23 protein-coding genes and 1 riboswitch are annotated in these 24,165 nt (G+C 75.3%); of the genes, 8 read left to right on the top strand and 15 right to left on the bottom strand.

Features of this window, described 5'->3' with window-relative positions:
• Window positions 1–49: 49 nt before the first annotated feature.
• Window positions 50–1,795, bottom strand: a complete 1,746-nt coding sequence (locus tag AB0I60_RS36555) for a proline--tRNA ligase (protein ID WP_360738603.1) — start codon at window positions 1,793–1,795, stop codon at window positions 50–52.
• 175 nt (window positions 1,796–1,970) lie between these two features.
• Here AB0I60_RS36555 and AB0I60_RS36550 point away from each other — a divergent pair, with 175 nt between their 5' ends.
• Both AB0I60_RS36550 and yaaA read left to right on the top strand, forming a co-directional pair.
• Complete coding sequence (locus AB0I60_RS36550) at window positions 1,971–2,321, top strand: VOC family protein (protein ID WP_360738601.1); 351 nt, start codon at window positions 1,971–1,973, stop codon at window positions 2,319–2,321.
• An 87-nt stretch (window positions 2,322–2,408) separates the two neighbouring features.
• Entirely contained in the window at window positions 2,409–3,140 is a 732-nt protein-coding gene (gene yaaA, locus AB0I60_RS36545; RefSeq protein WP_360738599.1) for a peroxide stress protein YaaA, read from the top strand.
• 80 nt (window positions 3,141–3,220) lie between these two features.
• On the opposite strand, the gene AB0I60_RS36540 is transcribed toward yaaA, so the two are convergent.
• Complete coding sequence (locus AB0I60_RS36540; protein ID WP_360738597.1) at window positions 3,221–3,442, bottom strand: hypothetical protein; 222 nt, start codon at window positions 3,440–3,442, stop codon at window positions 3,221–3,223.
• 86 nt (window positions 3,443–3,528) lie between these two features.
• On the opposite strand from AB0I60_RS36540, the gene AB0I60_RS36535 reads away from it, so the two are divergent.
• The 4 genes from AB0I60_RS36535 (at window position 3,529) to AB0I60_RS36520 (ending at window position 8,241) form a co-directional block, all read left to right on the top strand.
• Window positions 3,529–4,461, top strand: a complete 933-nt coding sequence (locus tag AB0I60_RS36535; protein WP_360738594.1) for a helix-turn-helix domain-containing protein — start codon at window positions 3,529–3,531, stop codon at window positions 4,459–4,461.
• A gap of 78 nt (window positions 4,462–4,539) precedes the next feature.
• A complete protein-coding gene (locus AB0I60_RS36530; RefSeq protein ID WP_360738592.1) occupies window positions 4,540–5,073 on the top strand; it encodes a hypothetical protein in 534 nt (177 codons plus the stop codon).
• Between the two features lie 232 nt (window positions 5,074–5,305).
• The gene (locus AB0I60_RS36525) at window positions 5,306–6,289 is read left to right on the top strand and encodes an RIO1 family regulatory kinase/ATPase (RefSeq protein WP_360738589.1); all 984 of its coding nucleotides are present in this window, start codon (window positions 5,306–5,308) and stop codon (window positions 6,287–6,289) included.
• A 617-nt stretch (window positions 6,290–6,906) separates the two neighbouring features.
• The gene (locus AB0I60_RS36520) at window positions 6,907–8,241 is read left to right on the top strand and encodes a DEAD/DEAH box helicase (protein WP_360738634.1); all 1,335 of its coding nucleotides are present in this window, start codon (window positions 6,907–6,909) and stop codon (window positions 8,239–8,241) included.
• Window positions 8,242–8,354: 113 nt separating this feature from the next.
• On the opposite strand, the gene AB0I60_RS36515 is transcribed toward AB0I60_RS36520, so the two are convergent.
• On the bottom strand, window positions 8,355–9,224 hold the full coding sequence (locus AB0I60_RS36515; protein WP_360738587.1) for a DUF5937 family protein: 870 nt from the start codon (window positions 9,222–9,224) through the stop codon (window positions 8,355–8,357).
• A gap of 96 nt (window positions 9,225–9,320) precedes the next feature.
• Between AB0I60_RS36515 and AB0I60_RS36510 the strand changes: the two genes are divergently transcribed.
• Complete coding sequence (locus AB0I60_RS36510; RefSeq protein WP_360738585.1) at window positions 9,321–10,262, top strand: hypothetical protein; 942 nt, start codon at window positions 9,321–9,323, stop codon at window positions 10,260–10,262.
• Here the strand turns inward: AB0I60_RS36510 and cobA are convergent.
• The 11 genes from cobA to AB0I60_RS36455 form a co-directional block, all read right to left on the bottom strand.
• Window positions 10,207–11,424, bottom strand: a complete 1,218-nt coding sequence (gene cobA / locus AB0I60_RS36505) for a uroporphyrinogen-III C-methyltransferase (protein WP_360738582.1) — start codon at window positions 11,422–11,424, stop codon at window positions 10,207–10,209. The two genes, AB0I60_RS36510 and cobA, sit on opposite strands and share 56 nt — an antisense overlap.
• Window positions 11,425–11,470: 46 nt before the next feature.
• Window positions 11,471–12,169, bottom strand: a complete 699-nt coding sequence (locus tag AB0I60_RS36500) for a PIG-L deacetylase family protein (RefSeq protein ID WP_360738632.1) — start codon at window positions 12,167–12,169, stop codon at window positions 11,471–11,473.
• A 29-nt stretch (window positions 12,170–12,198) separates the two neighbouring features.
• Complete coding sequence (locus AB0I60_RS36495) at window positions 12,199–12,501, bottom strand: hypothetical protein (RefSeq protein ID WP_360738579.1); 303 nt, start codon at window positions 12,499–12,501, stop codon at window positions 12,199–12,201.
• A 70-nt stretch (window positions 12,502–12,571) separates the two neighbouring features.
• The gene (locus AB0I60_RS36490) at window positions 12,572–13,351 is read right to left on the bottom strand and encodes a serine protease (RefSeq protein ID WP_360738577.1); all 780 of its coding nucleotides are present in this window, start codon (window positions 13,349–13,351) and stop codon (window positions 12,572–12,574) included.
• A gap of 201 nt (window positions 13,352–13,552) precedes the next feature.
• Window positions 13,553–14,809: a cobalamin biosynthesis protein gene (locus AB0I60_RS36485; protein WP_360738574.1), complete on the bottom strand. Its 1,257-nt coding sequence runs from the start codon at window positions 14,807–14,809 to the stop codon at window positions 13,553–13,555.
• 75 nt (window positions 14,810–14,884) lie between these two features.
• Complete coding sequence (locus AB0I60_RS36480) at window positions 14,885–15,727, bottom strand: hypothetical protein (RefSeq protein ID WP_360738571.1); 843 nt, start codon at window positions 15,725–15,727, stop codon at window positions 14,885–14,887.
• Between the two features lies 1 nt (window position 15,728).
• A complete protein-coding gene (locus AB0I60_RS36475) occupies window positions 15,729–16,823 on the bottom strand; it encodes a cobalt-precorrin-4/precorrin-4 C(11)-methyltransferase (RefSeq protein ID WP_360738569.1) in 1,095 nt (364 codons plus the stop codon).
• Window positions 16,824–16,888: 65 nt separating this feature from the next.
• Window positions 16,889–18,271, bottom strand: coding sequence for a cobyrinate a,c-diamide synthase (locus AB0I60_RS36470; RefSeq protein ID WP_360738567.1), 1,383 nt, complete (start codon window positions 18,269–18,271; stop codon window positions 16,889–16,891).
• Window positions 18,268–18,879, bottom strand: a complete 612-nt coding sequence (gene cobO, locus AB0I60_RS36465; protein ID WP_360738565.1) for a cob(I)yrinic acid a,c-diamide adenosyltransferase — start codon at window positions 18,877–18,879, stop codon at window positions 18,268–18,270. The genes AB0I60_RS36470 and cobO overlap by 4 nt, the downstream gene beginning before the upstream one ends.
• Window positions 18,880–18,888: 9 nt before the next feature.
• Window positions 18,889–20,886 carry a putative cobaltochelatase gene (locus AB0I60_RS36460; protein ID WP_360738563.1) on the bottom strand — a complete coding sequence of 666 codons (1,998 nt, stop codon included), beginning with the start codon at window positions 20,884–20,886 and terminating at the stop codon, window positions 18,889–18,891.
• Between the two features lie 36 nt (window positions 20,887–20,922).
• A riboswitch (cobalamin riboswitch) is annotated at window positions 20,923–21,050 on the bottom strand.
• A gap of 245 nt (window positions 21,051–21,295) precedes the next feature.
• Entirely contained in the window at window positions 21,296–22,504 is a 1,209-nt protein-coding gene (locus AB0I60_RS36455; RefSeq protein ID WP_360738561.1) for a cytochrome P450, read from the bottom strand.
• A gap of 42 nt (window positions 22,505–22,546) precedes the next feature.
• Here AB0I60_RS36455 and AB0I60_RS36450 point away from each other — a divergent pair, with 42 nt between their 5' ends.
• The gene (locus tag AB0I60_RS36450) at window positions 22,547–23,734 is read left to right on the top strand and encodes an 8-amino-7-oxononanoate synthase (RefSeq protein WP_360738629.1); all 1,188 of its coding nucleotides are present in this window, start codon (window positions 22,547–22,549) and stop codon (window positions 23,732–23,734) included.
• Here AB0I60_RS36450 and AB0I60_RS36445 read toward each other — a convergent pair.
• Window positions 23,688–24,146, bottom strand: coding sequence for a GNAT family N-acetyltransferase (locus AB0I60_RS36445; RefSeq protein ID WP_360738558.1), 459 nt, complete (start codon window positions 24,144–24,146; stop codon window positions 23,688–23,690). The genes AB0I60_RS36450 and AB0I60_RS36445 overlap by 47 nt on opposite strands.
• Window positions 24,147–24,165: the final 19 nt, after the last annotated feature.

The raw sequence follows: 24,165 nt of genomic DNA, 5'->3' as shown, positions 1-24,165 counted from the left end.
GCCGACCGGGGTCCGACGCGCGTCGGACCCCGGTCGGTCAGCACGGTGATCAGCCGCGCACGACGTCCAGCACGTGCTGCACCGCGTCCGCGACCGCGACCTCCACCCGCTCGCCCGAACGCCGGTCCTTGACCTCGACCAGGCCGTTCGCCAGGCCGCGCCCCACCACCACGATGGTCGGCACGCCGACCAGTTCGGCGTCGGCGAACTTCACGCCGGGGCTGGCCTTGCGGTCGTCCAGCAGCACCGCCAGCCCGGCCGCCGACAAGCCGCCGGCCAGCTCCTCGCCACCCGCCAGCAGCGCCTCGTCCTTGCCCGCCACCACCACGTGCACGTCGGCGGGTGCGACGTTGCGCGGCCAGATCAGGCCCCGGTCGTCGTGGCTCTGCTCGGCGATCACCGCCACCAGGCGGGACACGCCGATGCCGTACGAGCCCATGGTGATCCGGGCGGGCTTGCCGTCCGGGCCGAGGGCGTCCAGCCCGAACGCGTCCGCGTACTTGCGGCCCAGCTGGAAGATGTGGCCGATCTCGATGCCGCGCGCGGCGACCAGCACGCCGTGGCCGTCCGGCGACGGGTCGCCCTCGCGGACCTCGGCCACGTCGATCGTGCCGTCGGGCGTGAAGTCGCGGCCCTGCACGAGGTCCACCACGTGGTGGTCGGCCTTGTCCGCGCCGGTCACCCACGCCGTGCCGCGCACCACGCGCGGGTCGACCAGGTAGCGCACGCCGTTGGCCTGGAGCGCCGCCGGGCCGATGTACCCCTTGACCAGGAACGAGTTCTTGGCGAAGTCGGACTCGTCCAGCATCGCCACCTCGGCGGGCTCGACGGCCGCCTCCAGGCGCTTGAAGTCCACCTCGCGGTCGCCGGGGAGGCCGATCGCCAGCAGCTCCGGGGCCTGGCCCGGGGTGACGAGCTTGACCAGCACGTTCTTCAGCGTGTCGGCCGAGGTGAAGGTGCGGCCCAGGCCCGCGCCGTTGAGGAACTCCACCAGGGAGTCGATGGTCGGCGTGTTGGGCGTGTGGTGGACCTGCGCGGCGGGCTTGTCGTCCACCGGCTGCTCCTGGGGCGGGGTGGTGACCACCGCCTCGACGTTCGCCGCGTAGTCCGACCCGGTGCTGCGCACGAAGGTGTCCTCACCCGTCGGCGCGACCGCCAGGAACTCCTCCGACGCCGACCCGCCCATCGCGCCGGACGTGGCGGAGACGATGACGTAGTCCAGGCCCAGCCGGTCGAAGATCCGGATGTAGGCGTCCCGGTGCCGCTGGTAGGACTCGGCCAGGCCCTCGTCGGTGAGGTCGAAGGAGTACGAGTCCTTCATGACGAACTCCCGGCCGCGCAGGATGCCCGCGCGGGGGCGTGCCTCGTCCCGGTACTTGGTCTGGATCTGGTAGAGCGCGACCGGGTAGTCCTTGTACGACGAGTACTCGCCCTTCACGGTGAGCGTGAACAGCTCCTCGTGGGTGGGCCCGAGCAGGTAGTCCGCGCCCTTGCGGTCCTTGAGGCGGAAGATGTTGGGGCCGTACTCGGTCCACCGGTTGGTGGCCTCGTAGGGCTCCTTCGGCAGCAGCGCGGGGAACTGGATCTCCTGCGCGCCGAAGGCGTCCATCTCCTCGCGCACGACCCGCTCGATGTTGCGCAGCACGCGCAGGCCCAGCGGCAGCCACGAGTACCCGCCCGGCGCGACGCGGCGGACGTAGCCGGCGCGGACCAACAGCTTGTGGCTGGGGACTTCGGCGTCGGCCGGGTCCTCGCGCAGGGTGCGCAGGAACAGCGACGACATCCTCGTGATCACGGTGGGTGCTCCTCGTGGCGCTGGTAGTCCCACGAAGGGTAGTGAACACCCTCCGACCAGTTCCAACGGGTTCCGCGCGGGCCGGCGTCCGGCACCGGCACGAGCCGGCGACGCACCGTGGCCGCAGGCTCGGAGACCACGGTGGTTGTCGGGGGTCGCGGTTACCGTCCCCGGCATGACCCTGACCATCGGCATGATCACCATCGACACCCCGGACCCGCACAAGCTCGCCGAGTTCTGGACCGGCGCGCTGGGCACCGACGTGCGGCACGACTGGGGCGAGTTCCTCATCATCGGCCCCGCGACCGAGGGCGGCCTGCAACTCGGGTTGCAGCGCGTGGAGGGTGTGACGCCGGGCAAGAACCGGGTGCACTTCGACGCGCACGTCGCGGACCGCGCCGCCGAGGTTTCCAGGCTGGTGGAGCTGGGCGCGACCGAGGTGGGCGAGCACACCGTGCCCGGCCTGACCTGGACCGTGCTGGCCGACCCGGACGGCAACCAGTTCTGCGTCGGCCAGCCGGGCTGACCGCGCCCGCCGCACCTCCGCGCCGCGCCCGCCGCCGGCCCGCACCGCGCGGGCCGGTCGCGCCGCGCCGGCCTAGGCTCCCGGTCCGTGCTGGTACTGCTGCCCCCGTCGGAGACCAAGGCGACCGGCGGCGACGGTGCGCCGCTGGACCTCGACCTCCTCGCGCGCCCCGAGCTGAACCCGGTCCGCGCCAAGCTGGTGGACGCCCTGGTCGACCTGGCCGGTGACGTGCCCGCGAGCCTCGCCGTCCTGGGGCTGTCCGGGCGGCAGGAGGCCGAGGTGGCGCGCAACGCCGAGCTGCGCACCGCACCGACCAGGCCGGCGCTGGAGCGCTACACCGGCGTGCTCTACGACAACCTCGACCTCAAGACGCTCACCAGGGCCGAGCGCGCCCGCGCCGACCGGCGGCTGGCCGTCGCGTCGGCACTGTTCGGGATCGTGCACGGCGGCGACCCGATCCCGGCCTACCGGCTGTCCGGCGGCAGCGTGCTGCCCGCGACCGGCCCGCTGGGTGCGCTGTGGCGGCCGGTGCTGACGCCGGTCCTGGCCGACACGCCGGTGGTCGACCTGCGGTCGGCCCCCTACAGCTCGCTGGCGAAGATCCCGCACGCCATCACGGTCCGGGTGGTCACCGAGGACCCGGACGGGCGGCGGCAGGCGGTAAGCCACTTCAACAAGGCGCACAAGGGCCTGCTGGCCCGCGCGATCGTGCAGTCGCGCGCCGAGGTCAAGTCGCCGCGCAGCCTGGTCAGGATCGCCGCCGCCGCCGGGCTCCGCCTGGAGCCCACCGGTGAGCTGGCCCTCGACCTGGTCGTCTGACGGGACAACCCGTCCCAGCTCTCGCGGACCCGGCGGCGCGGCGCACCACCGCACCGCCGGGTCCGTCTCGTGGTGCCCGCTCACACCGAGCGGACGGAGAGCCGGGCCGCGACCCGGGGTCGGGCCGGCGCGGGGTGGTCGGCCGGCGCGTGCAGCTCGGTCGACACGCGGACCAGGTCGCGGTCGTCCACGTCGTGGCTGCCGGCGAGCCGGGGGCCGAAGCGGGCGTGGCGGTGGTGGTTGCGCTCCAGTCCGTAGACGACGAGGGCCAGGACGGTCAGTACGACGAGCAGTGCGGTCATGGCACCAACTATGCGACCGACAAGAAACCGCCACAATTGGCAGTCTTGCCGTTGTCCATCAAGATCCCGCCAGTTACGCTGGTGCCATGCTCACCTCCGTGGCCGTGCCGGTGATCGAGGGCCTGGCCCCCTTCGAGTTCGGTGTCATCTGCGAGGTCTTCGGCGTCGACCGCACCGAGGAGGACGTGCCGCTGGTCGACTTCCGGGTCTGCGGCGAGCACCCCGGCCGGCCGGTGCGCACGAACGTCGGCGCGTCCGTGGTGGCCGACCACGGCTTCGACGCCCTCGACGACGTCGACCTGGTGGCCGTCCCGGCGTTCGCCATCCGCGACGAGTACCCGCCCGCCCTGCTCGACGCGCTCCGCCGGGCGTCCACCGTGCTGTCGGTGTGCAGCGGGTCGTTCGCGCTCGGGGCGGCGGGCCTGCTGGACGGCCGGCGGTGCACCACGCACTGGCGGCACGCCGCCGAACTGGCGCAGCGCTTCCCGCTCGCCCACGTCGACCCGGACGTGCTGTTCGTCGACGAGGGCGACCTCATCACCAGCGCGGGCACGGCCGCCGGCATCGACGCGTGCCTGCACCTGGTCCGCCGCGAACTCGGCTCGACCACCGCCACCACCATCGCCCGGCGCATGGTCGTCGCACCGCAGCGCGAGGGCGGGCAGCGCCAGTTCGTGCAGCCGATCCCCGTCCAGGCGGACAGCCTGCAACCGACCCTCGCCTGGATGATGGACGCGCTGGACACCGAGCACACCGTGGCGGGCCTGGCCGAGCACGCGCGGATGTCCGAGCGCACGTTCGCCCGCCGCTTCGCCGCCGAGACCGGCACCACCCCGCACCGCTGGCTGACCACCCAACGGGTGTTGCGGGCGCGGCAACTGCTGGAGGAGACGCAACTCAGCGTGGAGACCATCGCCCACCGATGTGGTTTCGGCACAGCGGCGCTGCTCCGGCACCACTTCAATGCAGTAGTCGGCCTGTCGCCGAAGGACTACCGGAGGTCGTTCGCTCACCGCTAGCTACACCGGTAGCCGCCATTGGCGTGACTCAGCGCAGTGACTTGTCACCTCGCGTGACGGTGCTGCCACAATGGCCGAGTGAGTCCCGACACACCCGGCGATGCCGCCGCCGAAGGTGCCCCCGACGTACCGGGCGACCACCTCGTGACCGCCGCGACCCTGCGCGACCTCACCGACGACCTGGACACCGGCGAGCTGGACGCGCCGGAGGCGTTGAAGCGGGTGTGGGCCGGGCTCTGCACGGCGCGGCTGCTGGGCCTGCGCCTGGCCGCGTCCGGGCTGTGCCGGCTCCAGCGCAACGCCGAGTCCGTGGAGCACCAGTTGGCCGGGGACCTGGCCGGCACCGCGACCTTCGGGCACGAGCGGCTCGCCCTGCCCTCGCCGGCGGCACCCGTGCCGCTGGCCGCCGACGAGGTGGACGACGCCCTGGAAGCCCTGGTCGAGTTCAGCGCCACCGCGCGCCGCCGGATGCTCGCCACCGCGCGCCTGGCCCACGAGTGGCACGACGAGCGCGTGCTGCGGCACGACTCGCTGGTGATGGGCGAGCTCGCCGCCGCGTGGCTCGGCCACCGCACCAGCTACCGGGTGGACCGCCGACCGCAGTGGCCCTGACCAGGCAGGACGGCGAAACCGATAAATCGGTTGCCCGCGCCCGGCGAGTCGGGCAAGCTGCACGTCGTACGCGCTGAGCGCCGGTTTCGACGCGGCGGAGACAGAGGAGGTGCCCCGATGGCTACAGCTGTCCGGGACGTGGCACCGACCCGTCCTCTCGCCCCGAACCCCTAGCGCGCCGACCACACGCGCCGGTGGGGCGATCCTCCTTCTTCTCCTTGGAGCCCACCCAGTGCGCAAGCACGAACGTTCTTCCGATCTCGACGACGACTACGACTCCACCTTCGGCCACGCCGACGACCTGACCTGGCGCTCCAAGCGCCGGAGCAACCGCGACGCGGACGAGCCCGCGCCCACCCGGCGCGGCCGGCTCACCGAAGAGGCCCGCGAGCGGCTGGCCCAGCAGCGCGACGACGCCGAGGACGCGGACGTCCCCGACGGGGCCGACCGCTGGTCCAACTGGGACACCGCCGACCACGGCCCCAAGCCGTGGCCCCAGTGGCTCATCCCCGACCTGTCGGCGGTGGACCGCGAGCTGGGCATCGTGAAGACCGGCAAGGAGGCGGACGTCTTCCTGCTGGAGCGCTCGCTGCCCGGCACCGACCGGTCCTGCCTGCTCGCGGCCAAGCGGTACCGCAGCAACGACCACCGGATGTTCCACCGCGACGCCGGGTACCTGGAAGGGCGCCGGATGAAGCGGTCCCGCGAGCAGCGGGCCGTCGAGAACCGGACGTCGTTCGGGCGCAACCTCATCGCCGAGCAGTGGGCGGTCGCGGAGTTCGCCGCGCTGTCCACGCTGTGGCAGATGGGCGCACCCGTGCCCTACCCGGTGCAGCGCGCCGGCACCGAGCTGCTGCTGGAGTTCGTCGGCGAGGACGGCGCGGCGGCACCCCGGCTGGCGCAGCTCCGGCCGGACCAGGACGAGCTGCTGGACCTGTGGCGGCAGCTGGTCGAGGCGTTGACCACGCTCGCCTCGGCGGGCCTGGCGCACGGCGACCTGTCGGCGTTCAACCTGATGGTGCACGACGGGCGGCTGGTCGTGATCGACCTGCCGCAGGTGGTGGACGTGGTGGCCAACCCGCGCGGCGCGGAGTTCCTGGAGCGGGACGTCCGCAACGTGGCGGGCTGGTTCGCCTCGCGCGGCCTCGCGCCGGAGCTGGCCGACCCGGCCGACCTGGTCGAGCTGCTGCTCGACACGGCCGGCCTGACCCGCTGACCCCACAACCGGCACACCGCCGCACCCGTACCGCCGCGCGCCGCAAGTCGGCGCGCGGCGGTCGGGTGCCGCTTCCCGTCGCGGCGGAGCGGGGAAACCGGAACGGTCCGGCGAGGTGATCGTGATCAGTGCCGAAAACGCCTCCGCACACCTCGGCGGAACCGCATAAATGTGGTTCCAATGATCCCTTCGACTGCGTTCGCGCAACCGCCTGGGTGCGGCCTGAGCAGCACCGCGACCCCCGCACCCGGCCACCCGTGTGCGCGATTTCACCGGCTCGATGCGGATGCCGGCCCATTGATCGGCTAGACTGAGTGGTGCACCGCCCGGAGGCGCGACAACCGTGTGCGGCCCAGACCCGGCAGGGCGGCGGTGCTCCCAACCACTATCGGCGCAAGCAGCGCCGGGCCCGTCCTTGCGATTAGCGCCTGCGCCAAAGGCAGAAGCGATCCCCGAGACGTGCCTTGTCCCGGAGGTTTCTTTTGCCACCCATGTCCCAGAGCCGTTCCGAGCGCCCGCAGTTCCGCAAGCCGCGCGGCAGGCGCCCCGCCGGCCAGGGCAACCGCCGTCCCCAGCCCGTGCTGGAGACGACCGTCCCGGACCACGTCGAGAGCACGATGCCCGAGGGCCCGCTGCCCTCGTTCGCCGAACTCGGCCTGGCCGACGAGCTGCTGAAGGCGCTCACCCAGGCGGGGATCACCGACCCGTTCCCGATCCAGGCCGCGACGCTGCCCGACGCGCTGGCCGGTCGCGACCTGCTCGGCCGGGGCCAGACCGGCTCCGGCAAGACGCTCGCGTTCGGGCTGGCGCTGCTGTCCCGCCTCGCGGGCGGCCGGGCCAAGCCGCTCAAGCCGCGCGCCCTGGTGCTCGTGCCGACGCGCGAGCTGGCCATGCAGGTCGAAGAGGCCCTGTCGCCGTTCGCGCGGGCCCTGGGCCTGTGGTGCCGCACGGTCGTCGGCGGCACGTCGTTCCCGAGGCAGATCGACGCGCTGCGGCGCGGGGTCGACCTGCTCATCGCCACCCCCGGCCGGCTCTCCGACCACGTGCGGCAGGGCACGGCCGACCTGTCCGAGGTCATGTTCAGCGCGCTGGACGAGGCCGACCAGATGGCCGACATGGGCTTCATGCCGCAGGTCCGCGCCATCCTCGACCTGACCCCGCAGGACGGCCAGCGCCTGCTGTTCTCGGCGACGCTCGACGGCGACGTCGACAAGCTGGTCCGGCAGTACCTGCACGACCCGGTGGTCCACTCCGTCGCGCCGCCCACCGGCAGCGTGACCACGATGGAGCACCACCTGCTGTTCGTGTCGGCGGAGGACAAGCAGTCCGTGGTGACCGAGGTCGCCGCGCGCGAGGGCCGCACGATCATGTTCGTGCGCACCAAGCACCACGTGGACCGGCTGGCGAAGAAGCTGCGGTCGATGGGCGTCCAGGCGGGTGCCCTGCACGGCGGCAAGGCGCAGAGCGCCCGGACCCGCGTGCTCGGGCAGTTCCGCGAGGGCACCACGCCCGTGCTGATCGCCACGGACGTCGCCGCGCGCGGCATCCACGTGGACGACGTGAGCCTCGTCGTGCACGTCGACCCGCCGGCCGACCCGAAGGACTACCTGCACCGGGCCGGGCGCACCGCGCGGGCCGGGCAGTCCGGCACCGTGGTCACCCTGGTCACCCACGACCAGCGCCGCGCGGTGCAGGGCCTGACGGCGCGGGCGGGCATCCGCCCGGAGTCCACCAAGGTCCGGCCGGGCGACGAGGACCTGATCCGCATCACCGGCGCCCGCACGCCCAGCGGCGTCCCGGTGGTCGAGCCCGAGGTCCCCGTGCGCGCCGCCCGCCGGGGCGGTCCCCGGCGCACCGGTGGCGGCGGGTTCCGGGGCGGTCGCTCCGACCGCGCGGACCACGGCCGCGACCGCGAGCGCGGTGGCCGGCCGCGTCGCGTGGCCCAGCACTGACCCACCCGCGTGGCGCCGCCCGCCACGCGGACCGGTCGACACCCGAGCCGCCCGCTCCCCGCACTCCGGGGGCGGGCGGCTCGTTCCGTGCGCCGCCCACCGCCGGAGCGCTCTCACTCCAGCAACGCGTCCGCGCGGGCGGTGCGCAGGTGCAGGACGGCCCGCCCGTCCCGCCGCGTGGTCACCAGGCGGGCCGCCCGCAGGACGCCGACGTGCTGCGACACCGCGCCCGCCGTGACACCCAGGCGCGCGGCCAGCTCCGTGGTCGACATCGGGCCGGCCAGCAGCACCAGCAGCGCCGCCCGGGTCCGCCCGACCAGCGCCGCCAGCGCGTCCGGCGCGGCCGGGGCGGTCTCCCACAGCGTCGCGATCCCGCGCGCCGGGTACCGCACGACGCCGGGCCCCACGGGGTCGATCGCGGCCCACGCGCGCGGCCAGCAGAAGGCGCTGGGCGACAGCACGAGCCCGTCGCGCGCCAGGTCCACCGAGTGCGGCCGGTCCGGGCGCAGGTCCCCGTAGAGCACCAGCTCCCCGTCCGCCCACGTCACCTCGGGGTGCAGGTCGGCGAACACCGCCGCCGCGCCGCGATCCGCGAGCAGCGCCGCCCGCGCGGCCACGTCCGCCTCCAGCACCGCCGCGATCCGCCGCCAGAACGGCGCCACCAGCACTTCGTGGCACCTCCGCACGACGTCCGCCACCCGCGCCGGCACGTCGGCCAGCTCGGTCTCCAGGTCGGGCATCCGGACGTCCGGCACGGGCATCAGCAGCGCCGGCTTCACCGGCCCCTCCAGCAGGTCCAGCAGCACCGGCAGGTCGTCGATCGTCGACACCCGCTCGCGCGCCCACGCCACCCACGGCAGGTGCACGGCGTGCGCGCCGGGCACCCGCAGGCCGTCCACCGCCATCACCGTCTCGAACACCGGCGAGAAGGCGAAGCGCACCTTCGCCAACCCCGCGCCGGCCAACGCGATCCGCACCGCCACCGGGCTGCCCTCCTTCCACGACTGGGGTTCCCCCCACCTCCGACCGGCCGGTCGGCACCAGTGAGCGGGCCGCCGGGACCGAGCACGCTCTACCGCATGACGAAGACCTGGCACCGACCCACGCTCTGGCTGGCGTGGGCGATGGCCGCGCTGACCCTGGTGTCCCTCGGCGGACTGCTGTTCGACGGTCGGGTGCTCCAGGGTTCCCCGGTGTGGCTCAAGCCGTTCAAGTTCGCCGTGTCGCTGGCGGTCTACTCGGCGACGCTGTCCTGGATGCTCTCCCTGGCGCACCGGGGCCGGCGGTTCACCTCCGGCCTGGGCACCACCATCGCGGTCATCATGTTCGCCGACGTCGGCCTGATCGCGGTGCAGGCGGCGCGCGGCACGTTCAGCCACTACAACACGAGCCAGGACTTCTGGAACGTGCTGACGCAGAACATGTTCAAGTACACGATCCCGGTGATGTTCTTCGCCAACGTGGCGCTGGCGATCGTGCTGTCGGTGCAGCGGCTGCGCGACCGGCAGACCACGTGGGGCATCCGCACCGGGCTCTACCTGGCGGTGCTCGGCATGGCGTCGGGCTACCTGATGGTCGGGCAGGGCAAGCGGTCCACCGCCACCGACGCGGCCGGCCACGAGATCGGCCTGCGCGGCGGGAACACGGTGGGCGCACCGGACGGCGGCGACGGCATCCCGGTGACCGCGTGGAGCACCACGGGCGGGGACCTGCGCATCCCGCACTTCTTCGGGATGCACGGCCTCCAGGTGATGGTCCTGGTCGCCCTCGCGGTCACCGCGCTGTCGCTGAGCGAGCGCGCCCGGGTGCGCCTGGTCGGTGTCGCCGCCTTCGGCTACGGCGGCCTGTTCGCCCTGCTGACCTGGCAGGCGCTGCGCGGTGAGCCGCTGGTGCACCCGAGCACCACCACGCTGGTCGTGCTCGCCGGGTTGGTCGCCCTCGTCGCGGCCGGGGTGGCGTGGACGATCACGCTCGACAGGGCAGCTCCCGCGCCAGCCCGGCAACCGGTCCGACCACGATGATCGCCGGGGGGCGGACCCCGTGCTCGACCACGTCGTGCCCCAGGGTGTCCAAAGTGGACTGCACGACGCGCTGCGCACGGGTGCTGCCCTCCTGGATCACCGAGACCGGCGTGCCACCGGGCCGCCCGGCCCGCAGCGCCGCCGCGAACGCGCCCGCCCGCTCGACGCCCATCAGGATCACCACGGTGCCGCGCAGGCGGGCCAGCGCGTCCCAGTCCACCAGCGAGCGCTCGTCGTCCGGTGCCGCGTGCCCGGACACCACGACCACCTCGTGCGCCACGCCCCGGTGCGTCACCGGCACGTCGGCCAGCGCGGGCACGCCGAACGCGCTCGTCACGCCCGGCACGACGGTGACCGGCACGCCCGCCTCGGCGCAGGCGATCAGCTCCTCGAAGCCGCGCCCGAACACGTACGGGTCACCGCCCTTGAGCCGCACCACGAACTTGCCCGCCTTGGCGTTGTCCACCAGCGCGGTGTTGATGAAGTCCTGGGTGGCGGCCCGCCCGTAGGGGATCTTGGCCGCGTCCACCACCTCGACGTGCGGCGGCAGCTCGTCCAGCAGCTCCATCGGGGCCAGCCGGTCGGCCACCACGACGTCCGCGCGGGCCAGCAGCCGCCGCCCGCGCACGGTGATCAGGTCCGGGTCGCCGGGCCCGCCGCCGACCAGCGCCACGCCGGCGGGCTGGTCGTGCTGGTCGGCCAGCGACCCGTCGCGCAGGGCCGCCAGCACGCCGTCGCGCACCGCCGCCGAGCGCCGGTGCTCCCCGCCCGCCAGCACGCCCAGCAGCAGGCCGTCGTGCCCGCCCACGGCGGGCGTCACGGCGGTGCCCTTCACGGCCACGTCCGCGCGCACGCAGAACACCCGCTGCGCGGTGGCGTCGGTGGTGATCCGGGCGTTCACCTCGGGGTCGGACGTGCAGGCCAGCACGTACCACGCGCCGTCCAGGTCGCCGGCCGCGTAGCGGCGCTCGTGCCAGACCGCGCCGCCCGCCTCGACGATCCCCTGGACCGAGGGCGTGACCTCGGGCGAGACGACCTCGACCAGCGCGCCCGCCGCCACCAGGCGCGGGAGCCGGCGCTGGGCGACGGTCCCGCCGCCCACCACGACGACCTTCCGGCCGGCCAGGTCGAGGCCCACAAGGTAGTGCTGTTCACCGTGCATGGGTAGAAGCATCCACATCAGACATGGCCTGTCCAACCCGGGTGCTTCACATCACCACCAGTTCGAAGGGCACCGCCGGGCGACCGCCGAACCGCTCGCCCGCCGCCTCGGCCGTCCGGCGCAGGAACGCCTCCGGGTCGGCCATCTCGCCGCCGCCGAGACCGGCCAGGTAGGCGGCGTGCGCGCGCAGCGACTCGACGCCCCGGTCGAACGTGGCGGTCAGGTCGACGGCGTGCCCGGCGTGCGGGGAGGAGGCGATCGCCACGGCGCGGACCCCGTTCCACGGCCCCAGGTCGGGGTCCGGGAACACCCACCGGTTGCCGGCGTCGCGCACCGCGTCGAGCACGGCCTGCCCGACCACCCGGTGGTCGGCGGTGTTGAGCGCGCCGCCGACGAAGGTGGGGTGGTGGTTGGCGGTGATCACCAGGTCCGGCCGGTGCCGGCGGATGGCGACGGCGATGTCGCGGCGCAGCGGCAGGCCGTACTCCAGCACGCCGTCCTGGTGGTCGAGGAACCGCACGTCGGTCACGCCGACCACCGCCGCCGAGGCGACCTGCTCCCGGACCCGCAGCGGGCCCGCCTGCTCGGGCGGCAGGCCGTCGATCCCGGCCTCGCCCCTGGTGACGAGCAGGTAGGCGACGGTCTTGCCCTGGTCGGTCCACCGCGCGACCGCTCCGGCCGCGCCGTACTCCAGGTCGTCGGGGTGGGCCACCACGGCGAGCGCGCGGTCCCAGTCCTCGGGCATCGGCAGGTAGTCGTCCACGGGCTCGGACACTACGCGCCGACGATCGTGCCGTCGGCGAGCAGCTCCTCGACCTCCGCGCCCACCGCGCGCGAGCCGCAGGTGGCGTCGGTGGTGCCCCGGCGCTGGTCGATGGTGAGCCACGGGCCGCGCGCGAACCGGCCGTCCTCGCAGGCCACGAGGACGCGGAAGGTGCCCGTCCCGCTGCACCGGCCGGTGCCGGTGCGGTCGGCCACCTCGGCGGCGCAGTCGTGCAGGCCGCTCCCGGCGGCCGACGCGGTGACGGGCAGGGTGTGCAGGGCGAGCAGGAACAGCAGGAGGACCACGGATCGCATGATCAACATCGGACCACGCGCGCCGTGCCCACGCCGGAGAACCACCCGGTCGTGGGCACGGCGCGAGGTTTCAGCCGTTGATCTGCTGCGTCAGCACGGAGTGGTAGGTCGCGATCCGGGCGTACACGCCGGGGTAGCCCGCCGACGCGCACCCACGACCCCAGGAGGTCGCGCCGATCAGCTTGCCGCCGGCCACGATCGGGCCGCCGGAGTCGCCCTGGCAGGTGTCCGTGCCGCCCTGCGGGTAGCCGGCGCACACCATCGCGGAGGCGTTGTACTGCGAGTAGGACTGCTTGCAACTGGCGTCCGAGACCACCGGCACGGTCGCCTTGAGCAGGTAGCGCGACGCGGAGCCGCCGGAGGACGTGGTGCCCCAACCGAGGATGGTGGCGCTGGTGCCCGCCGCGTACAGCGCGGTGTCGGACGGCCCGGCCAGCGGCAGGTAGGCCGAGCTGATGGAGCGGTCGAGGGTCAGCACCGACACGTCGTAGCCCGACGTGGCGCTGCGGTAGCTCGGGTGGATCCAGATCTTCGTCACCGAGGCGACGATCCCGGTGGAGCTCTGCTTGTCCTCGCGGCCCCACACCACCCGGGTGCTCGCGGCGGAGCGCCCGCTGGTGCAGTGCGCGGCGGTGACGACCTTGTTGCCCGCCACCAGGGTGCCGCCGCAGAACTGGCCGCCGCTGGAGGTGGCCAGGTAGACGGTCCACGGGTACTGGCCGATGGTGGCACGGGTCCCGCCGACGATGTAGGGGGACACGTCGGCGCTCGCCGGGACGACGGTGAGCAGGCCGACCGCGGCTGCGGCGGTGGCCAGCGCGGTGATCAGGCGACGCAGGGTTTTCGCCATGGGTGCGCTCGTTCCTTCCGGACGGTTGACGGCAGGCGGCGTCCCCCCAGCTAGGACCAAAACCGCAGACCCGACAAGCGCCGAACCCGGCTTCACAGTTGACGTGCGGCGTTCCCCGACCGCGCACCGCCCGGCGGCGCAACGATGTGGCCACCCCACGGCGAATCGTTGCTCACGACCCGCCGCGCGGCGGTACGGGGATCAGGGGGCGACGCCGCCGACCCGCACGACCTCGGCGTGCACCGGGCCGTCCACGACCGGGCCGCCGTCGCGGCCCACGAAGGCGACCGCCGCGCCCGCCTCCGCCAGCCCCACCGCGCCGTCCGGCCGGACCCGGGTGCCGGGGCGCAGCAGGTGCCGCACCTGGGCCACGCACTCGTCCGTGCCGACCACGACCGACGCCCGGCGCAGCTCGGCCTCGGCGCGCGGGGTGCGCTCGTCCGCGCCGCCCGGCCCGAGGCCGATCAGCGCCAGCCGGCCGCGCGGCAGCACGCGGGCCGCCGCCACGGTCACCGCCGCGCCCTTCACCTTCTCCACCGCGATCTCCACCCGGCCGCCGCCGGACAGCTCCATCGCGCCGCGCAGCGCCGCCGCCTCGGCCACGCTCGGGATGCCGATGGCCAGCTCCGCCGGGTTCGGCACGGGGATCACCGCCAGCTCCTCCCCCGAGTAGGCGAGCAGCGGCGCGGTGGTCGAGTCGTGCCAGAAGCCCCAGTCGTCCAGGGCGTCGGCGATGCCGCGCTCCTCGGTCTTGCGGTCCAGCGTGGCGAACGCCCGCACCGCGCGCAGGTCCAGGCCCCGGACCTCCAGCTCCGCCAGCGCCTCCGACACCGCCGACGCGGAGACCCCGGTGCCCGCGCCGACGCCGACCACCAGCGTGCGCGGCACCAGCCGCAGCACCCGCTCCGGCTGCGGGCCGGACGGCACCCGGTCGTCCAGCACCACGGTCCACTCCGGGTGCCCCGACGCGTCGTCGACCTGGACGTTGTCCGGCAGCGCGGGCAGCGGGAAGCCCAGCGGGTTGCGCAGCAGCACCGGGTCGCCGTCGCGGACCACCGCGCCGAACGCGGCCAGGTCGCCGTCCACCACCACGTCGAGCAGCTCGACCAGCTCGTCCAGCGGCGACGCCGACGACGCGGAGGTCACCACCGGGGTGCTGTCGAGCAGTTCGCCGATCCGGCCGGCCAGCGCGTCCACGCCGCCCAGCAGCGCCACCGCGAACCCGCCGTCGACGCACACCACGCCCGGGTCCGAGCGCTCGTCGCGCAGCAGCGGCGCGACCAGCCGGACGGTGGCGTCCGTGCCGAGGAAGAACACGGCGGACCCCAGGCGGGGCCACAGCCGGCGCAGCGCCGGGCCGACCGGCCCGTCCGGCACCACCGCGTCCGGCCCGAGGAACCCCGCGAGCTCGACGGCCGCCCGCCGCCCGCGCTCGCCGGCGGCGAACAACCCGATCACGCCCAAGCCCTCCCCATCACGACTTCCGCACCCCCTGAACCGGGAGCGGCGACCACCGCGCGCGACCCCGTCCGGTCAGCGCTTCCTGGTGGCCCACAACACCATCACCGGGTCCACCGCGCGCAGGGCGCCACCGACCAGCCGCGCGGCGGAGAGCTGGCTGCCCGCCACCTCGTAGCCGGCAACGGCCAGCGCGTCCCGCGCGGGCAGCACCCGTTCCAGGTCCGCGGTGGCCACCACGACCCGCGACGCGCCGACCCGCGCGCACTGCCGCACCACGTCCGGTCCGCCGCCGCCGACGAACACCGCGTCCGGGCGCGGCAGGTCGGCGGCCTCGGCCAGCGGCGACTCCACCACCCGCACGTCCACGCCGTGCGCGGCGGCGTTGGCGATGATCCGCACGCACTGCACCGGGTCCCGCTCCACCGCGACGACGGCCGCGCCGAGCCGGGCGCACTCGACGCCGACCGCGCCCGGACCCGCGCCGACGTCCCACACCAGCTCGCCGGGGCGGGGCGCGAGCCGGGGCAGCGCGAGCGCGCGCACCTCGGCGGTGGCCACCATCCCGTCCCGGTGGGCGAAGTCGTCGTCGGGCAGCGCCCAGCCGCCGGGCGAGGGCGTCCAGCCGGCGTCCGCCGCGCACAGCGCGAACCCCGGCTCGACCCAGCGCCGCACCACCGCGTCCGCCGGGTCCACAGTGGACAGACCGGACGCGTCGGCGACGGTGAGCGTGCGCCGCCAGCCGGCCAGGCCCCGGCCCAGCTCGGCCGGGTCGGCACCGGACACCGCGACGGCCGGCCGCGCGCGGCACACGTTGAGCGCGTGGCGCAGGCCGTGCGAGCCCACGTCCACGACGGTCACCGAGTCCCAGCTCCGACCCGCGTCGGCGAGGAACCCGTGCAGCGCGACGACGTCCACGTCAGTCGGCGCGCTTGGTCTTCTTGGCCCGGGTCGCGGCGGCGGTCCTCGCAGCCGGCTTGCGCGGCGTGGTGCTGGCCTGCACCGTGGTCGGCTTGCGCTTGGCCGCCGCCGCGACGGTCGGCTTGGGCTTGGCCTGCTCGACCGGCGCGGCACCGCCGGCGTCGACCGGCACGGCGTCCGCCGGGACGTCCTCGGCACCGGTCGGGCCGGTCACCAGCTCCAGCACCGGGTCGTCGCGGTCCGGCTTCGGCCGGGCGGGCGCGGACCGGCGGGCCCGCGCGGTCTCCTGCCAGTCGTGCACGGCGGACCACGCGGCGACCGAGGCCGAGTCGCGGGACGCGCGCATCGACCACTTGGACCGGGTCCGGCGCACCGGCTCGTCACCGGGGGCCGCGCGCCGGGGCGCGGCGGGCCTGAGCACCTCGCCGACCAGGAACAGCGTGGTGCGGTAGAGCTTGTGCTCCTTGACGCACGCCTCCAGCCCGCCCAGCGTGGTCTGCGCGACCGTCTCGTCGGGCAGGGAGACCTTGTAGGCCACCACGACCGGCGTGTCGTCGGGGTAGCCGCCCGCCCGCAACTGCTCCACGATCCGGCCGGTCCGCGCGCCGGACGCGCTGATCGCCATCGTGGTGCCGTGCGCGGCGAACTCGGCCACGTGCTCCGCGCCCTCGGGCCCGGTCAGCACGAGCGACTGCGCGACGTCCGAGGTGGTCAGCTCGCGGCCGACCGACGCGCCCACGGCGGACACCGCCGACACGCCGGGCACGACCTCGACGGCCAGCCCGAGCTTCTGGCACGTGTCGTGCTGCTCGCGCAGCCCGCCCCACAGCGACGGGTCGCCCGCGTGCAGCCGCACCACCGCGAGCTTGCTCGCCGACGCGCGCCGGTACAGGTCCACGACCTCGGACTCCGACACCCGGGAGAGGTCCACCAGCTCCGCGTCCGGGCGGGCGTGCTCGCGCACGCACTCGACCTCGACGACGGCGGGCGACCACACGACCACGTCGGCCTCGGCTATCCGCTTAGCGCCCCGGACGGTGATGAGATCGGCGGCACCGGGACCGGCGCCCACGAAGGAGACCCGACCAGTCATCACAACTGCTCCCCACGACGTGTACGGCTTGCTGGGCACGGACGGTACCGCGCCGGAGTGAACCACTATCGAGTGGCCTCGTGCCGCGCGGACGTGCCCGCGCACGCCCGCGCGAAGCGGGCCACCGCTCCCGGCGCGGACGCCGGGTGGGTGTGCAGGTACGACGCGTGCACGCGGTCGAGCACGAAACCCTCGGCGACGGGCCGCTGGTCGTGGCCGCGCCACTGCCAGGCCGGGCGGGCGCCGCCGGGGCCGCCGCAGGGCGGGCTGAGCGCCGTCCGGTGGAACTCGTGCCCGGTGATCCGGGTGCCGGCCACGGCCAGCACGGAGTCGGCCGGCGCGACGGCGTCGCGGTAGCCCAGCGTGAGCTTGGGCGTCATCGAGCCGACCGCGTCGAGCACGCCGCACATCGGCACGCCGTCCAGCTCCCGCGCCAGGTACAGCAGGCCGCCGCACTCGGCGTGCACCGGGCCGGTCCGCGCGAACGCGGCGACGGCGGCGCGCAGGCCGGTGTTGGCGGACAGCTCGTGGGCGTGCTGCTCGGGGAACCCGCCGGGCAGCACCAGGCCGGCCGTGCCGTCGGGGAGGCCCGGGTCGCGCAGCGGGTCCACCACCACGACGTCCGCGCCGGCCGCGCGCAGCAGCTCGACGTGCTCGGCGTAGCCGAAGGTGAACGCCGCGCCGCCCGCGACCGCGACCACCGGTGCGCCGCCGACCGGCTCGACCTCGGCGGCCGGGTCCCAGGCGGGCACGGCCAGGGCGGGCACCTGTGCGGCGAGCCGGCGCACCGCGTCGAGGTCGACGTGCTCGGCGACGGCCGAGGCGATCGCGTCCACGGCGTCCAACGCGGCCTGCCCGTGCTCGGCGGCGGTGACCAGGCCGAGGTGGCGGGACGGCAGCCGGAACCTGTCGTCGCGCGGCAGCACGCCCAGCACCTCCAGCCCGACTTCGGCGCACGCGCCGCGCAGCACGTGCTCGTGCCGCTCGGAGCCGACCTGGTTGAGCACCACGCCGCCCAGCCGCACGGTCGGGTCGTAGCCCCGGAACCCGTGCAGCAGGGCGGCCAGGCTGCGGCTCTGGCCGCGCGCGTCCACCACGAACAGCACGGGCGCGGACAGCAGCTTCGCCACGTGCGCGGTGGAGCCGACGCCCTCGGTGTCGACCCGGCCGTCGAACAGGCCCATCACGCCTTCGACCACGGCCAGGTCGCAGCCGCGCGCGCCGTGCGCGAACAGCGACGCGACCCGGTGCTCGCCGACCATGACCGGGTCCAGGTTGCGGCCCGGCCGGCCGGTGGCCAGCCCGTGGTAGCCGGGGTCGATGTAATCCGGCCCGACCTTGAAGGGGGCCACCCGGTCCCCCGCGCGGCGCAGCGCCGCCATCAGGCCGGTGGCCACGGTGGTCTTGCCGCTGCCCGAGGCGGGCGCGGCGACCACCAGGCGGTTCACCACTCGATCCCCTTCTGGCCCTTCTGCCCCGCGTCCATGGGGTGCTTGACCTTGGTCATCTCCACGACCAGGTCGGCGGCGTCGACCAGGGCCTGCGGCGCGTACCGGCCGGTGATCACCACGTGCTGGTGGCCGGGGCGGTCGCGCAGGGCGGCGACCACCTCGTCCACGTCGACCCAGCCCCAGTGCAGCGGGTAGGTGAACTCGTCGAGCACGTACACGCCGTGCTGCCCGGCGGCGAGCCGGCGGGCGATCTCGCGCCAGCCCTCCAGCGCGGCGGCGGCGTGGTCCTCGGTGCCCGCCTTGCGGGACCAGGACCAGCCCTCGCCCATCTTGTGCCACTCGACCGGCCCGCCCTCGCCGGTCTGCTCGTGCAGCCGGCCCAGGGCGCGGAAGGCGGTCTCCTCGCCGACCTTCCACCTGGCCGACTTGACGAACTGGAACACGCCGATGGACCAGCCCTGGTTCCACCCGCGCAGGGCGAGCCCGAAGGCGGCCGTCGACTTACCCTTCATCTCGCCGGTGTGCAGGATGGTCAGCGGCCGGTTGCGGCGCTGCCGGGTGGTGAGCCCGTCGACCGGGACGACGGACGGCTGTCCTTGGGGCACGGCGGTCTCCTAAGCGGCCCGCACGGCGCGCACGACGCCGGCGACCTGGTCGGCGGACAGTTCTTCCAGGCGCAGGCACACCGCGCCCAGCGCCCCGGCGACCCGGCCGGCGAGGCCGAGCCGGACGTGACCGGACTCGCAGTCCACGACCACTGAGGCCACCTCGTCGGCGGCCAGCAGGCCGGCCGCGCGCAGGGCGTCGCGCAGCGGGTCGCCGCCGGAGCCGGTGGCGGTGGCGCGGCCGTCCGTCAGCAGCACCAGCAGCGGGCGGCGGCGCGGGTCGCGGACCCGTTCGGACTCCAGCACCCGGCGGGCGCGCAGCAGGCCGTCGGCGAGCGGGGTGCGCCCGCCGGTGCGCAACTGCCGGAGCCGGGCCGCCGCCGCGTCCACCGAGGTGGTCGGAGGCAGGGCGGTCTCCGCGCCGGCGCCCCGGAAGGTGATCACGCCGACCTTGTCCCGGCGCTGGTAGGCGTCGCGCAGCAGGGAGATCACCGCGCCGCTGACCGCCGACATGCGCTGCCGCGCGGCCATCGAGCCGGAGGCGTCGACCACGAACAGCACCAGGTTGCCCTCCTTGCCCTCCCGGACCGCTCGTCGCAGGTCGGTGCCGCGCAGCACCAGGCCGGGCCCGCTGCGGCCCCGGGCGGCCTGGAACGGGGCCGCCGCGCCGAGCGTGCCCACCAGGTGCAGCCCCGATCCGTCCACAGTGGACGCCCGGACCACCCGCCCGGTCCGGGCGCGGGCGCGGGAGCGCCTGCCGGGCGCACCCTCGCCGACGCCGGGCACCTGGAGCAGCCGGGCCTTGAACGACGGCGCGGGCGTGTGCGGGCGGTCGCCGGACGAGCCGCCCGGCCGCTGCGGCGGACCGTCCGGAGTGGACTCGGCGGGCGGTTCGGCGGTGTCCGGCGGCAGCCCGCCGTCCGGGCCGTCCGGGTCGTCGTCCGGGTCATCCGGGCTGTCGGGGTCGTCCGGGCTGTCGTCGGGGTCGTCGGCGGCGTGCTCGGCGCCCTGCCGCATCGCGTCTTCGAGCTGCTGCTCCTCCAGGCCGGGCTCGTCGAACGGGTCGCGGCGCTTGCGGTGCGGCAGCGCCAGCCGGACGGCGGCCTCCACGTCCTGCTCCGCGACCTCGGCCACCCCGCGCCACGCGGCGTGCGCGACGGCCGTCCGGGCGACCACCAGGTCCGCGCGCATCCCGTCGACCTCGAACGCGGCGCAGATGCCGGCGATCCGGCGCACCTCGGCGTCGGGCAGCACGACGGCGGGCAGCCGGTCGCGGGCCGCCACGATCCGGTCGGCCAGCGCGGCGTCCTCGTCGGCCCAGCGTGCCGCGAAGCCGCCGGGGTCCGCCTCGTAGGCCAGCCGGCGGCGGATCACCTCGGTCCGGGTGGCCACGTCCCGCGCCGCCCGCACGGACACCGTGAGGCCGAAGCGGTCCAGCAACTGGGGCCGCAGCTCGCCCTCCTCCGGGTTCATGGTCCCGACCAGGAGGAACGACGCGGCGTGCGACACGGACACGCCTTCGCGCTCGACGTGCGCGCGGCCCATCGCGGCGGCGTCGAGCAGCAGGTCCACCAGGTGGTCGTGCAGGAGGTTGACCTCGTCCACGTAGAGCACGCCCCGGTGCGCGGCGGCCAGCAGGCCGGGCTGGTAGGCCCGCACGCCCTCGGTCAGCGCGCGCTCCAGGTCCAGCGAGCCGATCAGCCGGTCCTCGGTCGCGCCGACCGGCAGCTCCACCAGGCGCGCGGTGCGGCGTTCGGCCGGACCGCCGTCGTGCGGGCCGTCCGGGCAGTCGGCGACCGCCGCCGGGTCGCAGCCGAAGCGGCAGGCCGCGACGACGTCCAGGGCGGGCAGCAGCGCGGCCAAGGCGCGGACCACGGTCGACTTCGCGGTCCCCTTCTCACCTCGGACGAGCACGCCGCCGATACCGGGGTGCACGGCGTTGAGCAGCAGCGCCGTGCGGAGGTCGTCGTGGCCGACGACGGCGGAAAAGGGGAAACGCGCGCCCATGCGGCGGTGTCCTTCCTCGGGTGTCCACGCCCGTGTCCGGTCTCGTGAGATCGGGGCCGAGTTCCTGACTCCCGGATCCACGCGCCCGGTCACAGTGGCGGGACCGCGCCGGATTCGCACCGGCTTCCTCGCGCACCCCTACAGCCCCGGCATCGTCGCACTTCGGCCGACCGGCTCCAAGCCCCCGGCGGGCTCCGGCCGGGCGAGCGCCGTCACACCCGATCGGACCTGGTCGGACGGCGGACCCGCGCTCCGGGGCGGTGCACGGGACCCGGTCGACCGGCCCTCGCCGGGGACCTGACCTGCGCAGTCGCGTCCCCGGACCGGTCACGGACCCGGCGCGACCACTACGGGTTCCCGGGGCGCGGGCACCGGGGAACCGGGCCGCCGAGGGCCCCGGCGGACGTGATCACCCTCTCGTCGGCGAGCCCACGAGCCCCGCGCCCGGAGCGGCCACCCGGCCGGCACCGCCCAGCTCGACCCGCACGCTGAGCGGCGCGCGGAACGACAGCAGCCCCAGCATCGGCGGCGGCTCGGCGGAGGCCAGGCGCAGGTCCGGGAAGCGCTCGCGGGTCTCCCGCAGCACCACCTCCGCCTCCAGCCTGGCCAGCCCCGCGCCCAGGCAGAAGTGCCGGCCGTACCCGAAGGCGAGGTGCTTGCGCGCGTTCGGCCGGGCCGGGCACAGCCGCTCCGGCTCGGCGAACACCTCCGGGTCCGAGCCGCTGCCCGCGAGCATCAGCAGCAACTGCGCGCCCGCCGGGACGTCCACGCCGGAGATCGTCACCGGCTCGGCCGCGACCCGCCGCCACGTGCTGACCGGCGGGTCGCGGCGCAGCACCTCCTCCACCACCCACCCCGCCGTCCCCGGCTCGGCCAGCCGCGACCACAGGCCGTCCTGCCGCAGCACCGCGTCGAACAGCGCGCCGAGGAGCTGGGTGGTGGTCTCCTGGCCGGCGATCAGCAGGAAGTAGCACAGGCCGGCGGCCTCCCGGACCGGCACGTCCCGCAGCGCGCCGAACAGGTCGTCGCCCCGGGCCGCCCGGAGGCGCCCGGTCAGCCACCGGTGGAACTCGGCGGTCGGCCCGGCCAGCTCGTGCTGGCGCTCCGGCGACGGGGTGCCCCAGAACAGCTCCAGCGACGCCGTGCTCCACCGCTTCAGCAGCCCGACGTCCACCCCGTCGATCCCCATCACCTCCAGCAGCACGACCGCCGGCAGGTCGCGGGCCAGCGCGGCGTGCAGGTCGGCGACCGGGCCCGTCAGCCGGTCGAGCCGTTCCCGGGCCAGTTCGGCGATCCGGGGCCCCATCGCGCGCACCCGGTCCGGGGTGAGGAACCGGGCGACGAGCCGGCGCAGCCCGGCGTGGGTGCCGGTGCCGTTGTTGGCCAGCGTCGGCGGCAGCGAGAAGCCCGCGCGGGCCAGCACCCGCAGCACCGGGCGCGGCACGGCGGTGACGGCGGTGAGCGCGTTGTCCGGGTGGAAGCGCTTCGGGTCGGCCAGCACCGCCCGCACGTCGTCGTACCGGCTGACCAGCCACAACCCGGTGGCCGGATCCCGGTGCACCGGCGCGGTCGCGCGCAGCGCCCGCAGGTCGTCGGAACCGAGCTGGAAGAGGTCCACGCCGGGACGCTATCCGCCGGATGCGACACTGCCGGCGTGAGCGTGAGCACAGGGGCGGCGACCGGACCGGAGTCGGTGTTCGACTGGATCGACACCCGCGCGGAAGCCCGCGCGAAAGCCGGCCTGGCCCGCCGGGTGCGCCCCCGCCCGGCCGACTCGACCGACCTGGACCTGGCGTCCAACGACTACCTCGGCCTCGCCCGCGACAAGCGGGTGATGGGCGCGGCGGCAGCCGCCACCCTGCGCTGGGGCGCCGGTTCCACCGGCTCCCGGCTGGTCACCGGCTCGACCGAGCTGCACACCGAGCTGGAGTACGAGCTGGCCAACTTCTGCGGCGCGCAGTCCGCGCTGGTGTTCTCCTCCGGCTACCTGGCGAACCTGGGCGCGCTCACCGCGCTGTCCGGGCCGGGCACCGCGATCGTGGCCGACCAGCACATCCACGCGTCGCTGATCGACGGCACCCGGCTGTCCAAGGCGGACGTGGTCGTGGCGGGGCACTGCGACGTGGCGCAGGTCGCGCACGCGCTGGCCACCCGGGGCAAGCGGCGGGCGCTGGTCGTCACCGACTCGGTGTTCTCCGTGGACGGCGACCTGGCCCCGCTGGGCGAACTCGCCTCGGTGTGCCGGGAGCACGGGTCGGCGCTGGTCGTGGACGACGCGCACGGCCTGGGCGTGCTCGGCGACGGCGGCCGGGGCGCGGTGCACGCCGCGGGGCTGGCCAAGGCACCGGACGTGGTGACCACGGTGACGCTGTCCAAGTCGCTGGGCGCGCAGGGCGGCGCGGTGCTCGGCCCGAGCCGGGTGGTCAAGCACCTGGTGGACACCGCGCGGCCGTTCACCTTCGACACCGGTCTCGCGCCGGGCAGCGCGGCGGCGGCGCTGGCCGCGCTCAAGGTGCTGCGCGAGGAGCCCGACCGGGCGGCGCGCGCGCTGGACGTGGCGCAGGACCTGGCCTTCCGGCTGCGCGACCAGGGCCTGCGGGTGAGCAGCCCGACCGCCGCCGTGGTGTCGCTCCAGGCCCCCTCGCCCGAGGCGGCGCTCGGCTGGGCCGAGGCGTGCCGGGCGCGGGGCGTGCGGGTCGGGTGCTTCCGGCCGCCGTCGGTGCCCGACCAGGTCTCCCGGCTGCGGCTGACCGCGCGGGCCGACCTGACCGACGCCGACGTCGAGCGCGCGGTGCGGGTGATCAGCGAGACCGGCGCATCCGCAGGTGCGGTATCCCGTCCTCGATGAACTCCGCGCCCACCGGCATGAACCCGAACGAGGCGTAGAAGTCGGCCACGTAGGTCTGCGCGTCCAGCACGCACACCCGCCGGCCGACCTCGACCAGCGCGGCCTCCACCAGCCGCCGGCTGTAGCCGCGCCCGCGCGCGGCGCGCGCCGTGCAGACCCGGCCGATGCGGAACGTGCCGTCGGGTTCCTCCAGCAGCCGCAGGCAGGCCCGGGGCTCCGGGGAGCCGTCCGACTCCAGCCAGAAGTGCCTGGTATCAGGTTCGAGGTCGCGGCCGTCCAGCTCCGGGTAGGGGCAGGACTGCTCGACCACGAAGACCTCGCCACGCAGTTTGAGCAGGGCGTACAGCTGCGCGGAGGTCAGGTCCGCGGACCACTTGCGGCGCAGCGTGGCCGGGTAGGGATGCGAGCGCACACCGCGTTGGTACCACAGT

This window comes from Actinosynnema sp. NPDC050436, from assembly GCF_040655415.1.
In the GTDB taxonomy this organism is placed as follows: Bacteria; Actinomycetota; Actinomycetes; order Mycobacteriales; family Pseudonocardiaceae; genus Actinosynnema.
Note: the sequence above shows the minus strand (reverse complement) of the source record. Positions and strands in the feature narration are given on the sequence as shown.

Excerpts from the sequence above, each read along its gene's own strand:
- AB0I60_RS36550 (WP_360738601.1), top strand. The coding sequence starts at position 1,971 with ATGACCCTGACCATCGGCATGATCACCATCGACACCCCGGACCCGCAC.
- AB0I60_RS36520 (WP_360738634.1), top strand. The coding sequence starts at position 6,907 with ATGCCCGAGGGCCCGCTGCCCTCGTTCGCCGAACTCGGCCTGGCCGAC.
- AB0I60_RS36495 (WP_360738579.1), bottom strand. The coding sequence starts at position 12,501 with ATGCGATCCGTGGTCCTCCTGCTGTTCCTGCTCGCCCTGCACACCCTG.
- AB0I60_RS36460 (WP_360738563.1), bottom strand. The coding sequence starts at position 20,886 with ATGGGCGCGCGTTTCCCCTTTTCCGCCGTCGTCGGCCACGACGACCTC.
- cobA (WP_360738582.1), bottom strand. The coding sequence starts at position 11,424 with ATGCACGGTGAACAGCACTACCTTGTGGGCCTCGACCTGGCCGGCCGG.
- AB0I60_RS36500 (WP_360738632.1), bottom strand. The coding sequence starts at position 12,169 with ATGCCCGAGGACTGGGACCGCGCGCTCGCCGTGGTGGCCCACCCCGAC.
- AB0I60_RS36490 (WP_360738577.1), bottom strand. The coding sequence starts at position 13,351 with ATGGCGAAAACCCTGCGTCGCCTGATCACCGCGCTGGCCACCGCCGCA.
- AB0I60_RS36475 (WP_360738569.1), bottom strand. The coding sequence starts at position 16,823 with ATGACTGGTCGGGTCTCCTTCGTGGGCGCCGGTCCCGGTGCCGCCGAT.
- AB0I60_RS36510 (WP_360738585.1), top strand. The coding sequence starts at position 9,321 with ATGACGAAGACCTGGCACCGACCCACGCTCTGGCTGGCGTGGGCGATG.
- AB0I60_RS36535 (WP_360738594.1), top strand. The coding sequence starts at position 3,529 with ATGCTCACCTCCGTGGCCGTGCCGGTGATCGAGGGCCTGGCCCCCTTC.
- AB0I60_RS36540 (WP_360738597.1), bottom strand. The coding sequence starts at position 3,442 with ATGACCGCACTGCTCGTCGTACTGACCGTCCTGGCCCTCGTCGTCTAC.